General features: G+C 44.8%; 16 protein-coding genes and 1 pseudogene. 10 read left to right on the top strand and 7 right to left on the bottom strand.

The genetic code is table 11. From position 1 onward, the window contains the following. From RMO79_RS07990 to RMO79_RS07980, 3 genes are all read left to right on the top strand, one after another. Positions 1-611: SDR family oxidoreductase (locus RMO79_RS07990; protein WP_310482585.1), on the top strand; the 611-nt coding region annotated here is incomplete at its 5' end. A 246-nt stretch (positions 612-857) separates the two neighbouring features. Next, positions 858-2399 (top strand): carotenoid isomerase, encoded by a 1542-nt coding sequence (gene crtH, locus RMO79_RS07985; RefSeq protein ID WP_310482584.1) that lies wholly within the window; start codon positions 858-860, stop codon positions 2397-2399. A 187-nt stretch (positions 2400-2586) separates the two neighbouring features. Continuing rightward, a complete protein-coding gene (locus RMO79_RS07980; RefSeq protein ID WP_310482583.1) occupies positions 2587-3180 on the top strand; it encodes a tetratricopeptide repeat protein in 594 nt (197 codons plus the stop codon). Between the two features lie 174 nt (positions 3181-3354). On the opposite strand, the gene RMO79_RS07975 is transcribed toward RMO79_RS07980, so the two are convergent. From RMO79_RS07975 to pyrH, 4 genes are all read right to left on the bottom strand, one after another. Beyond that, complete coding sequence (locus RMO79_RS07975) at positions 3355-3894, bottom strand: GIY-YIG nuclease family protein (RefSeq protein ID WP_310482582.1); 540 nt, start codon at positions 3892-3894, stop codon at positions 3355-3357. Positions 3895-3918: 24 nt separating this feature from the next. Beyond that, on the bottom strand, positions 3919-4242 hold the full coding sequence (locus tag RMO79_RS07970) for a hypothetical protein (RefSeq protein ID WP_310482581.1): 324 nt from the start codon (positions 4240-4242) through the stop codon (positions 3919-3921). Between the two features lie 178 nt (positions 4243-4420). Beyond that, positions 4421-4969: a ribosome recycling factor gene (gene frr, locus RMO79_RS07965; RefSeq protein WP_310482580.1), complete on the bottom strand. Its 549-nt coding sequence runs from the start codon at positions 4967-4969 to the stop codon at positions 4421-4423. Continuing rightward, the gene (gene pyrH / locus RMO79_RS07960) at positions 4956-5684 is read right to left on the bottom strand and encodes a UMP kinase (protein ID WP_310482579.1); all 729 of its coding nucleotides are present in this window, start codon (positions 5682-5684) and stop codon (positions 4956-4958) included. Before pyrH ends, frr begins: the two co-directional genes overlap by 14 nt. A 201-nt stretch (positions 5685-5885) precedes the next feature. Between pyrH and RMO79_RS07955 the strand changes: the two are divergent. From RMO79_RS07955 to RMO79_RS07945, 3 genes and pseudogenes are all read left to right on the top strand, one after another. Further along, positions 5886-6776, top strand: a pseudogene (locus tag RMO79_RS07955) (AAA family ATPase); the annotation flags it as partial. Between the two features lie 45 nt (positions 6777-6821). Continuing rightward, positions 6822-7781 (top strand): 7,8-didemethyl-8-hydroxy-5-deazariboflavin synthase subunit CofG, encoded by a 960-nt coding sequence (cofG, locus tag RMO79_RS07950; RefSeq protein WP_310482586.1) that lies wholly within the window; start codon positions 6822-6824, stop codon positions 7779-7781. A gap of 100 nt (positions 7782-7881) precedes the next feature. After that, positions 7882-8691 carry a prohibitin family protein gene (locus RMO79_RS07945; RefSeq protein ID WP_310482577.1) on the top strand — a complete coding sequence of 270 codons (810 nt, stop codon included), beginning with the start codon at positions 7882-7884 and terminating at the stop codon, positions 8689-8691. A gap of 95 nt (positions 8692-8786) precedes the next feature. Here RMO79_RS07945 and pgmB read toward each other — a convergent pair whose 3' ends face one another. Beyond that, positions 8787-9503 carry a beta-phosphoglucomutase gene (gene pgmB / locus RMO79_RS07940; RefSeq protein ID WP_310482576.1) on the bottom strand — a complete coding sequence of 239 codons (717 nt, stop codon included), beginning with the start codon at positions 9501-9503 and terminating at the stop codon, positions 8787-8789. A gap of 287 nt (positions 9504-9790) precedes the next feature. On the opposite strand from pgmB, the gene RMO79_RS07935 reads away from it, so the two are divergent. The 3 genes from RMO79_RS07935 to RMO79_RS07925 all read left to right on the top strand — a co-directional run bounded on the left by RMO79_RS07935 (position 9791) and on the right by RMO79_RS07925 (position 11919). Then, on the top strand, positions 9791-10390 hold the full coding sequence (locus RMO79_RS07935; RefSeq protein WP_310482575.1) for a DUF1517 domain-containing protein: 600 nt from the start codon (positions 9791-9793) through the stop codon (positions 10388-10390). Between the two features lie 216 nt (positions 10391-10606). Beyond that, positions 10607-11542 carry a hypothetical protein gene (locus RMO79_RS07930; RefSeq protein WP_310482574.1) on the top strand — a complete coding sequence of 312 codons (936 nt, stop codon included), beginning with the start codon at positions 10607-10609 and terminating at the stop codon, positions 11540-11542. Positions 11543-11706: 164 nt separating this feature from the next. Continuing rightward, positions 11707-11919 (top strand): NAD(P)H-quinone oxidoreductase subunit O, encoded by a 213-nt coding sequence (locus RMO79_RS07925; RefSeq protein WP_310482573.1) that lies wholly within the window; start codon positions 11707-11709, stop codon positions 11917-11919. Between the two features lie 103 nt (positions 11920-12022). Here RMO79_RS07925 and RMO79_RS07920 read toward each other — a convergent pair whose 3' ends face one another. Next, a complete protein-coding gene (locus tag RMO79_RS07920) occupies positions 12023-12148 on the bottom strand; it encodes a photosystem II protein Y (RefSeq protein ID WP_310482572.1) in 126 nt (41 codons plus the stop codon). Between the two features lie 144 nt (positions 12149-12292). Beyond that, positions 12293-12946, bottom strand: a complete 654-nt coding sequence (locus RMO79_RS07915; RefSeq protein WP_310482571.1) for an MBL fold metallo-hydrolase — start codon at positions 12944-12946, stop codon at positions 12293-12295. A gap of 123 nt (positions 12947-13069) precedes the next feature. On the opposite strand from RMO79_RS07915, the gene RMO79_RS07910 reads away from it, so the two are divergent. Continuing rightward, positions 13070-13723, top strand: a complete 654-nt coding sequence (locus RMO79_RS07910) for a hypothetical protein (protein WP_310482570.1) — start codon at positions 13070-13072, stop codon at positions 13721-13723. Positions 13724-13798 lie beyond the last annotated feature (75 nt).

The raw sequence follows: 13798 nt of genomic DNA, 5'->3' as shown, positions 1-13798 counted from the left end.
CTGACGGGATACCTGCCTTAATCGCTACACTTGAGGAATCTGGCACCAGGATTGCCCATATTCAAGGAGATTTCAGCGATCCTACCACACCCGATCGAGTGATGAAGGCGGCAGTTGATAGTTTTGGGCAGGTCGATATTTTGGTGGCGAATCATACCTACAGTACGATGGGAGATTTAGAAGCACTGACGGCATCAGAAATCGATCGTCATTTACACATCAACGTTCGGGCTACATTACTATTGGTGCAAGCCTTCGCCGCACAACATCGCCAAGGTTCGGGGCGAGTGATTCTACTAACTTCAGGACAACAGCTCACACCAATGCCTGGAGAGCTGGCTTACGTTGCTTCTAAGGGTGCCATCCAGCAACTCACCCTCAGTTTATCAGCGCATCTAATTTCTAGAGGAATTACCGTCAATACGGTCAATCCTGGGGCAACGGATACCGCCTGGGCGGAACCCGAACTGTACGAGTTCATTCGCGCCGCTAACCCGCAGGGGCGATGGGGACAACCTGAAGATGCCGCTCGGTTAATTGGCTGGCTGGCGACGGATGATGCCCAATGGATTACCGGACAAACCATTAATTCTAATGGTGGTGGCTACTAACAACGCGAGACTGATGAGTCGATGGGGTTTCAGTAATTCTCATTTTGCAACTCTGACGCGAGTTTATCGCTTCAATCTTGGCGATTGTTAACGATAGAATGCGGATTACAGCAGTTTTATTTTTAAAAACCACGATCGGATCCGGTCTCAATTTTCATAGTGAGAATTGGTGTGGGGGTTTGGGTTATTGTGGAAAAGCGGTAAAATTGATGAAGATACAATTTTCTAAACTTTTTAGATTCATTTATGACTGTGAGTGCAATTACCAATTCTCAAAATAAGACGTTCCGCCAACCAATTACTTATGACGCAATTATTATTGGTTCGGGAATTGGGGGATTGGTGACGGCGACTCAGTTAGCAGCTAAGGGTGCGAAAGTTTTAGTATTAGAGCGGTACTTAATTCCGGGTGGAAGTGCGGGATATTTCGATCGCGAGGGATATCGATTCGATGTTGGTGCTTCGATGATTTTTGGGTTTGGCAAGCAGGGTACGACTAATTTATTGACACGCGCGTTGGCGGCGGTGGGCGAAAGTATCGAAACGATTCCCGATCGAGTGCAGGTGCAGTATCATTTACCTGATGGCTTAGATATCAAGGTTCACCAAGATTACGAGCAGTTTTTACAAGAAGTTATTGCCAAGTTTCCCCATGAAGCGAAGGGGATTCGGCAATTTTATGATGAGTGCTGGAAAGTATTTAATTGTCTGAATCAGATGGATTTGTTATCGCTCGAAGAGTTGCGATATCTGACGCGGGTATTTTTTCAACATCCGGCGGCTTGTCTGGGTTTGGTGAAATATTTACCATCTAATGTCGGGGAAATCGCGCGGAAATATATCCAAGATCCGGCAGTACTAAAGTTTATTGATATCGAGTGTTATATTTGGTCGGTGGTACCTGCGGATCTGACTCCGACAATTAATGCGGGGATGGTATTTTCGGATCGGCATTATGGGGGCATTAATTATCCTAAAGGTGGTGTCGGACAAATTGCCCAAAAATTAGTCGCTGGATTGGTAAAAACTGGTGGCGAAATTCACTATCAATCGCGGGTGACGAAAATCACCACCGAAGGCGGTAAAGCTGTCGGTGTAGAATTGGCAAATGGCAAAACTTATCACGCTCAAAGAATCGTCTCGAACGCCACCCGTTGGGACACTTTCGAGCAGCTATTACCAGCCGCTGATATGCCTGCTAAAGAGCGTAAATGGCAAGAACGGTATCAGAAGTCGCCAGCCTTCTTGAGCCTGCATTTGGGCGTGGATGCGACGGTGTTACCTGCGGGTACCGAGTGCCACCACGTTCTACTGGAAGATTGGACGCAGATGGAAGAGCCAGAAGGGACGATTTTTGTCTCAATTCCCACTTTACTCGATCCGAGTTTGGCACCAGAGGGACATCAGATTATTCATGCATTTACACCTAGTTGGATGAGTGATTGGCAAGGCTTGAGTCCGAGCGATTATCAGGCGAAAAAAGAGGCGCGCGCGGGAGTAATGCTAGATCGATTGGAGCGAATTTTTCCTGGCTTAAATATAGGTTTAGATTTTATGGAAATTGGTACGCCGCGCACCCACAGACGCTTTCTGGGGCGTGCTGATGGCAGTTACGGGCCAATTCCCCGCCGGAAGTTGCCAGGATTATTAACCATGCCTTTCAACCGGACTTCAGTTCCTGGCTTATACTGTGTCGGCGATAGTACCTTCCCAGGGCAAGGTTTGAATGCTGTAGCCTTTTCGGGTTTTGCTTGCGCTCATCGAATTGCTGCCGATTTGGGAATATAGCAGAAAGAATTAACCTAAACCTCACAACTTCCACCAATTCTTTTTGCTAAAGTGATGGTGCTAGACGATCGCATCAATACTGAGTAGCTTTTGGAGTGGAGATTTAAACCCTCACCCTGAATTTAGCAGCGAAATGTACTCGATCGTCAAAATTTTTCCAGCCTAACCCCCCAATCCACAGCCACTGATGAAAGCCACCTTTTTATTCCTCACCCTCCTCCTGTCTACCCTCTCGATTCCACCATCGCCAGCAAACGCAGTGATGCTAATGGCTAGTACTCCTAGCGCGATTCCCAACCGGGCTGAAGATTACAATAACTTGGGAACTGCGAAATTTCAACAAGGGGATACACGGGGCGCAATTGCCGATTACGATCGAGCCATTACCGTTAATTCACAATATGCTGAAGCTTATGGCAATCGGGGGGTGGCTAAATTTAGCATGGGAGATAAACAAGGCGCAATTGCCGATTACGATCGGGCGATCGCACTCTGTTCTAAAGATGTGCTAGTTTTCTATAATCGGGGGGTGGCTAAATTCGATGCAGGCGACAATCGGGGGGCAATTTCAGATTTCAATCGGGCGATCGCACTCAACCCACAAGATGCTGAATCTTATAGTAACCGAGGTGCTGTCAAATTAGCGATGGGCGATCGATCCGGTGCGATTGCCGATCTCAATACCGGGGCTAATTTATTCCGTCAGCAAGGGGAAATGGTGAGCTATCAAAAAACGCTCGATCTCGTGCGCCAAGCCAGTCAAAAGCAGGGCAAACGGTAAGATTAATTGAGAATTCAGGGATAATTTTTTAGCTGCGTTCTTTACCCGCCCGCGACTGAAGTGCGGGCTAGTGGCTCAAGTCTACTGAAGTGGACTAAAAATCTAGCAGTCCACTGCAGTGGACTTGAACTATTAGCCTGGGGATTCATCCCCAGGTGGTGCCCAAACGAAGCTTTACTTTAAATCCAGCAACCCTTGTTCCTTGAGCTTGGGATTGAAGCGAATTTCGGTGCTAACGCCGCGCTGTTGGAGTTTAGCTAAAATAGTCTCCTCAACCCGTCTGGCGACTTGCTTGAGCAGTTTAATTTGAGCTACGCCATCGAGATCGTCAAAGCTGTCGCTTTCGGCTGCTGTCATGGCATAATTGGTCGGAATCGGATCTAACCATTGAGGACTAGCTGCACCATTTCCGATCGGGATTTTACCATTTTCCTCAATCCAAGCCGATCGAACGCTTTCGAGAAATGTCCGATTCGGTCGATCGATCGTGGTTGCTTTTACCCAATAACAATCATCTGGCTGTCTGACGAGATGTTGTTTGAGACTCAAGTAAATATCTCGCGAATAGCCCACAAATTGCAAGCTTTTATCGGCATTAAAGATTGCATAAATACCAACTTGACTTTGCAGAGCTGTGGGCAATTCGCCGACATCATTGATATATAGTAAAAACTCCAAGCTTTCAAGACTTGGTAGATCGGTAGTCGATGACATAATTGACGATCGATAGGTTAAAATCTAGGTGTGTTTCTGATAGATCGCACAGAGCCGACTCGGTTGAAAAATCTTGGCAGCAAACATAAAATTAGGCGGTACATTAATAATTAAATGCTCTGAAGATTGATGGTATTGCTCGATTTCTGCTGGCATTCCTTTGGGAGTAGCGGGACTGTATGGTACTGGTTGAAATAAGATTTCGATAAAAGTAAGAGATTGACAATTAGCCTGCTCTGCGACTTGCTGAAGAAATTTCTCGCCAGTTAACAAGCCAAATAAAATGGATTGAGCCTGCGGATCGAGAATAAAACTGCCGTCAAAGTTTTCAATTACTTTTATTTTCATAAGCAATTATTTATCGATCGTTCGATCGGCATGGATAGATATTTAGATGTGTCAGTAGGATGATGGATATTCTATCCATCTCGGTTCGATACTGATTTAAAAATTATGAATATCGACCTCGATCGAACATAAATTATGGGCATTAACTACCATTTATATCCAATCGAGATCGATGAAATTAAACGGTCATAATATCTTTTTCTTTCTCCGCTAATACCTGTTCGACTTTTGTGCCGTACTTATCGGTTAATTTCTGAATTTTATCCTGCACATCTTTGGACTCATCTTCAGAAATTTCGCTAGCTTTCTCTTGCTTTTTAACAAAATCGATCGCATCGCGCCGGATATTGCGAATTGAGATTTTGCCTTCTTCGGCATATTTACCCGCTTGCTTGACAAATTCCTTGCGGCGTTCGCCAGTCAGCGGTGGAATATTTAGGCGGATTGTCGAACCATCGTTATTGGGAGTCAAACCGATATCCGATAGCGAAATTGCTTTCTCGATCGTACTCATACTACCGCGATCGAATGGTTGAATGGTAATCGTGGTCGAATCGGGAGTACCGATATTTGCCAGCGATTTTAATGGCGTGGGCGTACCATAATAATCGATCGTGACTCGATCGAGCAAACTTGCACTAGCTCTGCCAGTCCGAATTGTATTAAACGAACGGCTGACTGACTCAACCGCTTTCTGCATATGACCTTCAACATCAGCAAATTTCACAAGAACCTCCTACATAAGTACCAATTGTTTCACCCGCTACCACTCGCTGAATATTTCCCCGTTCAAATAAATTGAAGACGATAATGGGAATATTATTCTCACGACACATCGCAATTGCCGTACTATCCATCACTCGTAAGTCTCGATCGAGAACGTGCTTAAAAGTCAAACTCTTAAACCGTTTGGCATCTGGATTGACATGCGGATCGGAATCATAAACCCCATCGACTTTGGTAGCCTTAAAAATCACATTAGCATCGATTTCAGCAGCTCGCAGCGCAGCGGCGGTATCGGTGGTAAAGAATGGATTGCCAGAACCAGCTCCAAACACTACTACTCGACCTTTTTCCAGATGGCGAATCGCCCGTCTTCGGATATATGGTTCGGCGACTTCCTGCATCGCGATAGCGGTTTGTACCCTGGTAGGTACCCCTTTTTGTTCTAACGCATCTTGAAGCGTAATTGCATTCATTACAGTCGCAATCATCCCTACATAGTCAGCCGTCGCTCGATCCATGCCTTTGGCTGAAGCTTTAACCCCACGAAAAATATTTCCACCACCGACAACGATGGCGACTTGAACGCCAGTGGCGACGACTTCGGATACTTCTTGGGCGATAGCTTGCACGATTGTCGGATCGATGCCATAGCCAAGATCGCCCATTAGGGCTTCACCACTCAGTTTGAGCAATACCCGCTGGTAAGTCGTCCCCATGTTAGTTTATTTTCTCAACTCAAATTTTCTCATCCTTACGATACCAGGAAATGGCGATCGATAGTGGATAGTGAATAGTGAATGGTGGATGGTGGATAGTCTAAATTAGTTGCAATCTCAAAATTGTGGTTTAGCGGCTTCCTGACGCGCATTGCGCGTTAAACTCTAAATCACGAGTTACTATCCCCTATCCACTTCCTCATGAATTACTACATCGCACCTGCTTTCCTGGATAAATTAGCCGTCCATATCACCAAAAATTATCTCGATCTGCCAGGTGTCAAAGTGCCGCTGATTTTGGGCGTACACGGGCGTAAAGGCGAGGGAAAAACTTTTCAGTGCGAATTGGTATTCGATCGGATGAAGGTGGAAGCAATCCACATTTCGGCGGGGGAATTAGAGAGTCCCGATGCAGGTGATTCGGCGCGATTGATTCGGTTGCGGTATCGCGAAGCCGCTGAAATCATCAAGGTGCGGGGCAGAATGGCGGTATTGGTCATTAATGATATCGATGCTGGTGCGGGGAGATTCGACCAGGGTACGCAGTACACGGTGAATACGCAGTTGGTCAATGCCACGTTGATGAATATTGCTGATAATCCCACGAATGTACAGCTACCTGGTAGTTACGATTCAACGCCTTTACCGCGAATTCCGATTATTTTAACTGGGAACGATTTATCGACCTTGTATGCGCCACTAGTCCGAGATGGACGGATGGAAAAGTTTTTTTGGGTACCGACGCGCGAGGATAAAATTGGCATTGTTAGCGGTGTTTTTGCCCCAGACAATATTTCCGAACGTGAAATTATTAGTTTAGTCGATCGATTTCCCCAGCAAGCGGTTGATTTTTTTGCAGCAATGCGCGCGCGCATCTATGACGAACAAATTCGAGAATTTATCGGGCAGGTAGGCTTAGAAAGAGTGGCGATGGAAGTTGTCAATCCGGCTAATGGAATTAAGCCAACTTTTCCGAAACCATACTTCACCTTCGCTCGGTTGGTGGAATTTGGTAATCTATTAGTCCAAGAACAAAAAGCTGTAGCAGAAAGTAGATTGGTAGAAGAATATAATCGCGTTCGTTATGGACAACCGCCGGGGGAGTAAGGAGTAAGGAGTGAGGAGTAGATTTGAATGATGCAAATTATTACATATAGTCCGGCATATACGATCGTACCGACTTATGAGTGTTTTAATCGGTGTAGCTATTGCAATTTTCGGGTCGATCCTGGAATGGATAAATGGATGACGATCGATCGATTGAGCCAAATCCTTACCAATCTTCAAACTAAAAATATCTGTGAAATATTGATTTTAAGTGGTGAAGTTCATCCCCAGTCTTCCCGCCGACAGGCTTGGCTCGATCGCATTTACAATCTGTGTGAGCTAGCTCTAGAACTAGGGTTCCTACCACATACAAATGTCGGCCCTTTAAGCTTTCTAGAAATGGAGAAATTAGCACGAGTTAATGTTTCGATGGGACTGATGCTAGAAGCTCTCGATCTGTCTTTGCTTCAAGGGGTACATCGCCACGCACCGAGTAAATTACCTGCATTAAGACTCGAACAACTCGATTGGGCTGGTAAATTAAAAATTCCGTTTACGACTGGGTTATTATTAGGTATTGGCGAATCGACATCCGATTGGGAAGTTAGCTTACAAGCGATATCTAATCTTCACGATCGATGGGGACACATTCAGGAGGTTATCCTACAACCATATAGTCCTGGCAGTCAAGAAAATTTAAGGGGGTTGGGTTTCGATATTACCAAATTACCCCAAGTAATTAGATTAGCCAGACAAATATTACCTCTAGATATTACCATCCAAATTCCACCCAATCTCATTCCCAATCCCGATCTATTATTAGCTTGTCTGACAGCCGGAGCCAGAGATTTAGGCGGCATCGTTCCTAAAGATGAAGTAAATCCTGACTATCATCATTTAGAATTAACAACATTGAGCGCGTTACTTACTAGTGCTGGGTGGGAATTACGTCCGCGATTACCTGTCTATCCCCCATACCAACATTATTTATCCGCTCCGCTCATTGCTAAAATAGATGCAATGCGATCGAAATATTTAAATATTATCTAGCTCGCAGCCATTACCCAAAAAGATTTTGACGATATTTTACATAATCTAGAAAAGCTCTCCCAAGTAACCAGTATCGTTAAATCGTACAGGTAATCTAGCTATGAATATCCGACAAGCTCAACCATCCTTATATTTATACGGCGGTGGTGCTTTAGTTTTTCTGATAGTAGCCATCTTATTTAAACCGTTCACTGTGATTAATGCTGGAGAACGTGGGGTAATTATGCACTTTGGTGAAGTTCAAGACCAAATTCTGTCTGAAGGATTTCACCCAGTTTTACCAGTTTATACTAGTATCAAAAAGATGAGCGTCCGAGTCAAGAAAACTGATGTTGATGTTAAAGTCGGTACGAAAGACTTACAAATATTAGATGTAAAGGCATCAGTCAATTGGCATATAGAGGCGAATAAAGTCAATCGGGTTTATCAGCAAGTCGGCGACGATCGTCAGGTGAGAGAAACTATTATTATTCCAGCAATTTCGGAAGTTCTTAAAGCTGCTACTCCTCAACGCAATGCTGAGGAAATCCTCAAGCAACGTAGTAGTTTGAAAGAAGAAATCGAGCGTAGCCTCAAGCCTAGATTAGCAAAATATGGATTGCAAGTCGATGATGTCTCGCTGATTAATATTGGCTTTTCTCCAGAATTTACCAAATCGATCGAACAAAAACAAATTGCCGAGCAGGAGGCTAAAAAAGCCGATTATGAAGCCTTAAAAGCGTCTAAAGAAGCCGAAGCCGAAGTCAATCGTGCCAAAGGTACTGCCGAAGCACAAAGACTCTTAAAGCAAAGTTTAAACAAAGAATTATTGCAAAAACAAGCGATCGAGAAATGGGATGGCAAGTTTCCCACTGTCATAGGTGGAACTGGCACATTACCACTAATTAATATCGCTCCACCTAAAAACTAAATTGGGTGTTGCTCAAATTGAGGGGGGAAGTGTGGGGATTGTGGGGGGCGGGTTTAATGGTGCGATGAATAGGTTATGAAAGGGAAAATCAAACCCTAAATTGATTCTGTCGAGACTGGTTGTTTGAGCGAATTTCGATCGCAGTCGAGCTTTGCTAGAAGATCGTGCCAGCCAAACTCTGCTAAGGTAGGCAAGATTAAATGCGATCCTACCAATCGTTGGTAAGGCCCAACGCCCAACACCCACATCTGAGCTGCTAAACCTGCGGCGACACCTGCTGGCGCATCTTCAACAACCAAACAACGCGAAGGAGGAACGCCTAAAGATGCAGCCGCATATAAAAATACATCGGGAGCGGGTTTGAGATTGGGGACGCTATTACCATCTGCAATAAAATCGAAAAAATGCTCGATTCCCAACCGTTGCAGCACTAATTCGGCATTTTTGCTCGACGAGCCTAAGGCAATTCTAATATTAGCCGCGTGTAATTCTTTTAATAAGTTGCCAATACCGGGCAAAAGATGTTCATTATTTAACTCGTTAATTAATTCTAAATAGTAATTATTTTTACGATCTAATAATAATTGTCGATGGCACACGCTAATCTGACGATCTCCCAGTAGATAGCTAAGTGCATCCTCCCGATTTAAGCCTAACATGCCCCCATCATGAATCTGCCGATCGAAAGGAATGCCCTCTTCGTCGGCTAATCGCTGCCATGATAGATAATGGAAGTAGACGGTGTTGGTAATCACGCCATCAAGGTCGAAAATGACTGCGGCGATAAATTGATTGCGTTCCAGTGTAGCCATAGCTATCGGATCTCGATCGAAGATCGATCGCATGAAGATAAAGACGATCTGGCTGGATCGGTGCTTATTTATTATGCCCTCAGATCGCTCCTAAAGGTTAAATATCGATCGCGACTCTGAGTAGAGTTGGATTCGTGTTTTAGAATAAGTGTGGTAGTGGTTGGTAATGACCAGTAAATCTGAGTCGATGGTGATGTTTGTCGATGATGTCGAAACTTTCCGAACCCCAGATGGTGAATGGTATCCACTATTTAACACTATCCTATCCCCTATTCTTTACCATACATATGAGCTTACGAGATCGATTCAATAAATTTACAGGCAAAACCCAATTTGTCGTATCCCGCATATTTATCCATCTCGGTGGCGACGAAGTCTCACCACTACTGGGTATTTTAAATCAAGCTGGCAGACAGGCGATCGAAGCCGATGGCGATTTGACCATTGTGGGCGAAGGATTGGTAGAAATCTGCCAAAACCTGTTACAATACGATACATACTGGCGATCGGCAGCCAATGAAGGTGATGTATTCTGGGATGAAGGTGGAGCTGGCGATTATGCGAATGAATTATTCACCGATTCTGCCGGACGCTATTTAAGCGAACCAGATGCGAGTGAAAGTAGCAATCCTAACGATCGACTGACGCTACCACCCACCCGAAATTTAATCGTGATGCTGACTGTAGCATTAGAAGGCGAAGAACCGACGATCGAAGCAGATTTATCCAATATGTCAGCACTCCGAATTGCTTTAAAATCGCTGATTAATTTACATTATCAAGAACGTCTCCGCGCCATTTACATCCATTTTTCGCCCGCACGCTTCGGCGACGAACTTACCGACGACCAAGTTCTTCAAAATTTCCCCGAATTAATCCCGTTGTAAATAGTAACTAATAGTTGACTTTTGCATAGTTCCATGTTGGATATGTGGTTAACCAGATCTAATCGATCGGTTAATAGGGTATTTTAATGCTCGGACGATCGAGTACGATCGAATTAAATGCAGCCATTAGAGCTGCAAGCTTCGATCTTTTTTGTGTTGAAATTGAAGATTGTCGATCGATCTGAGAACTGGCTAAAATAGGAATATACAACAGTCATGAAATCAGCTTATATGTTACGTCGATTAGTAATAATCTTTATGGCCTTGACCTTATCGGTAACTTCCGTAGCCTGTGGCTCTGGAACTACCGAAAAGTCGGCTCAGACTCAAGATCGACCGTCGAGCACTGCGGTTCAAAGTCCGGCTGTTAGTAATAACACCAGCCAAAAATCGATCGCTGAGGGCAAATATCCCGTCCAGCAAGCCACCTATAATGATGCAAATGGGGAATATACCCTCATGCTGCTAAATACGCCTGCTGGCACCCCATCTGTCTATCGCACCACCAATCTCCAAATGGCGCAACTGACAGGTGAAGAAGTCAAAGCTAGCGAGAAGGCTTATTTCAAGTCCGAAAAAGGTCAAGTCTCGCTCCACATGCCCGAAGACTTTAAAATTGAATACGTCCATAACGTTACCCAAGCACAAACCAATTCCCAAACGGGACAAAAAGAAACTGTTGTAGTCAAACGCGAATCTAGTTTCTGGACACCTTTTGCTGGTTCTGTCGCTGGTTCGCTCGCCGGACAAGCGATCGGTAATATGCTGTTTAAACCACAATATTATGTACCGCCTGTCTACAGTTCCGGTGGAATGCAAGGCTATGGCGGCTATGGTACCAACTACGGTCAAGCCGTTCAAAGTTATCAAACTCGCTATAATACTCAGCCACCAGCAGTAGTCAATCGGACGACATTAAGAACGACGGGAAGATTGAATAATAACAGCACCAACTTAAATCGTACCAATACTAACACCAATCGTACTGTCGAGCGTACTCGTTCTACTGGTTCGGGATTTGGTAGCAGTACGCTCCGTCAATCCAATCGATCTACCTACAATAACAATCGTTCTACTGGCGGTTCTAGCCGCAGCTTTGGCAGTGGCGGTCGCAGTCGCTCTGGTTCTGGATTCGGTAGTCGCAGACGCTAGGCTTTAGACTTTAGGCTTTAGGTATTGTCAAAGCTTTGAGATCTGGAGATCGAAAATATCTCCAGCCACAGACTTAACATCTAATACCTAAAGCCTAATACCTAACACCTAAAGCCTAAAGCCTAGTATTCTGATAATTGACCCGCAGTACCGAGTAGTAATTTATGGCAGTCAAAAAAGGGGATTCCGTGCGTGCGATCGCGAATATGCTGGCAAATAGCTTAGAAGCAAAAGCTAGCGATGCCAGGTTTCCTAAATATTTATTTGAAACCAAAGGTGAGGTGTTAGAGATCCGAGCTGACTACGCGCTAGTTAAATTCGGACAAGTGCCAACACCCAATATTTGGCTCCGCATCGACCAATTAGAAGTAGCTTAACCGCTAATAGCCAATCAACTAGGTACGAGATTGCGCTTTTGACAATCGGGATGGCATGAATGGCACCATGCCATTACCTACAACAACTAGTAAATCTTGTTTACTAGTTTCTTTCTCGTAGATATTCTTGAGCTTGTTTAATGGCAGCGTGAAGAATATTAAAAACCGCCCAACCAGCAGCAGCTCCTAGAGGTGCTAACACGATCAACAGCCGAAAATCGAAGTCCATAGTTGTTGCCTTAAATAAAAGTAAAAAATCGATTGAATATCACTTACTTAACTTTAGCAGAATTAGGGACTGGTATTGGCTCGATCGCTAAAGTAGTATAGCTTTACAGCCAATTGTCATAGCGCAATTCTCCTTCAGAGAGGCTCACGGGAACGCAATCGAGCCGCGACCGCGCAATAAACCAGCATTCGCGCCCGGACAAATATGTGCTAGCGGTTGTTGTGCGGGGAACTGTTGCCAAATTGCCTCGACACTCCGAAGCTGGCGCGGCCAATGAAAAGTTTTGGGAATCCGCAGCGGAACAGCAGCACCGGATCGATCTGGTAATAAATGTCTGCCTGTAAATAATACACCCCCACCATCTGCATAATAAATACACATCGATCCCGGAGAATGTCCGGGAGTCCAAATTGCGTGTATGCTATCGTTAATATCAAATTTAGACTGGAAAGTAGTTACCTTTAGTTCGGGTAGTAAATAAGCTTCTTGTTCTTGAATAATTACCGCACAGTTTAATGCCGTGGCGATCTTCGCAGCCTGTCCGATGCCGCCACGATGGGTAATTGCTAACCAATTGATGCCGCTGCGATCGATTATAAACTGTCGATTGGTATCGTTCCAAGCGGGACTATCCACGAGCAGATTGCCACCGTTCGTAAAGATTAGATAAGCAGTACCGCCTAATGTATCGCGGTTGGGAGGGAAAGCAAAAATACCTGGTAGAATCTCTGTTGGCAGCTTAGGCGCAGGAGATTTAACCGACAATGATGGGTGTGGCAAATTTGATGCTAGCGACATAAAAATGTGAGGTCTGCAAAAGTTTAGAGCGCAGCCGTAGTCGAAGCCTAAAGGAAGAGTGCCTTCAGCAAATCGGTGGCAATAATATAGTTTCAGTTCGATCGACTAATTATTATTTTATTCATGTGGTTGTCTTTACTATTCATCTTAATCTTAGCGGGCGTACTCACCTATATTATTCTGGATCGAACTGTCAGTCAGATGACAGCCGTACCACTATGGATATTGTGGGCGATCCTGATGATTCCGCCATTATTGACTGGGGCGACAGTTACTTGGAGTAAACAAGTGCCCCCGTTACCCGTATTAATTGTTGGTTGTTCGATGTGTTGGTTTTTGTATTGGCGACTGCTCGACTGGCGCAGACCGAAATCGCGATCGCTCGAACCTAGCTTACCATCAGCACCGATCGGTACGAGTCAATCAGTCGCCGAACCAGTGCTACCCACCAATGAATCTGATGACTCAGAATCAACAATGGATGAAGCTTTAACCGCAACCCCACGACCGATCGAAGCCCACGAAGAGGCAATGTTAAGGACTTGTTTTGCGTGGAATGTATTTTTCCTCGAAAAAATTGAGTATCGTCCCCAAGCGGTGCTGTGTCGGGGTAAATTGCGGACTGATTCCGATACAGCCTATGCAACACTCACGCACAACATCCAAGAGCTATTCGGCGATCGCTTTTTTATTCTATTCCAGTACAGTCTCTCGACTGGTAAACCGTTTTTCGCCCTAGTACCCCGCCCTCAACCCACCCAGATAGTTAGTAAATAACAGCACAGGCGGGATGGAGCGAACGCACACGTCCAAATACAGTTTACATCGATCCCGAACGCCGATTTTGGTTCG

Source organism: Chamaesiphon sp. VAR_48_metabat_403 (genome assembly GCF_031422475.1).
Classification (GTDB): Bacteria; Cyanobacteriota; Cyanobacteriia; order Cyanobacteriales; family Chamaesiphonaceae; genus Chamaesiphon.
This window is presented reverse-complemented; position numbering and strand designations above follow the sequence as displayed.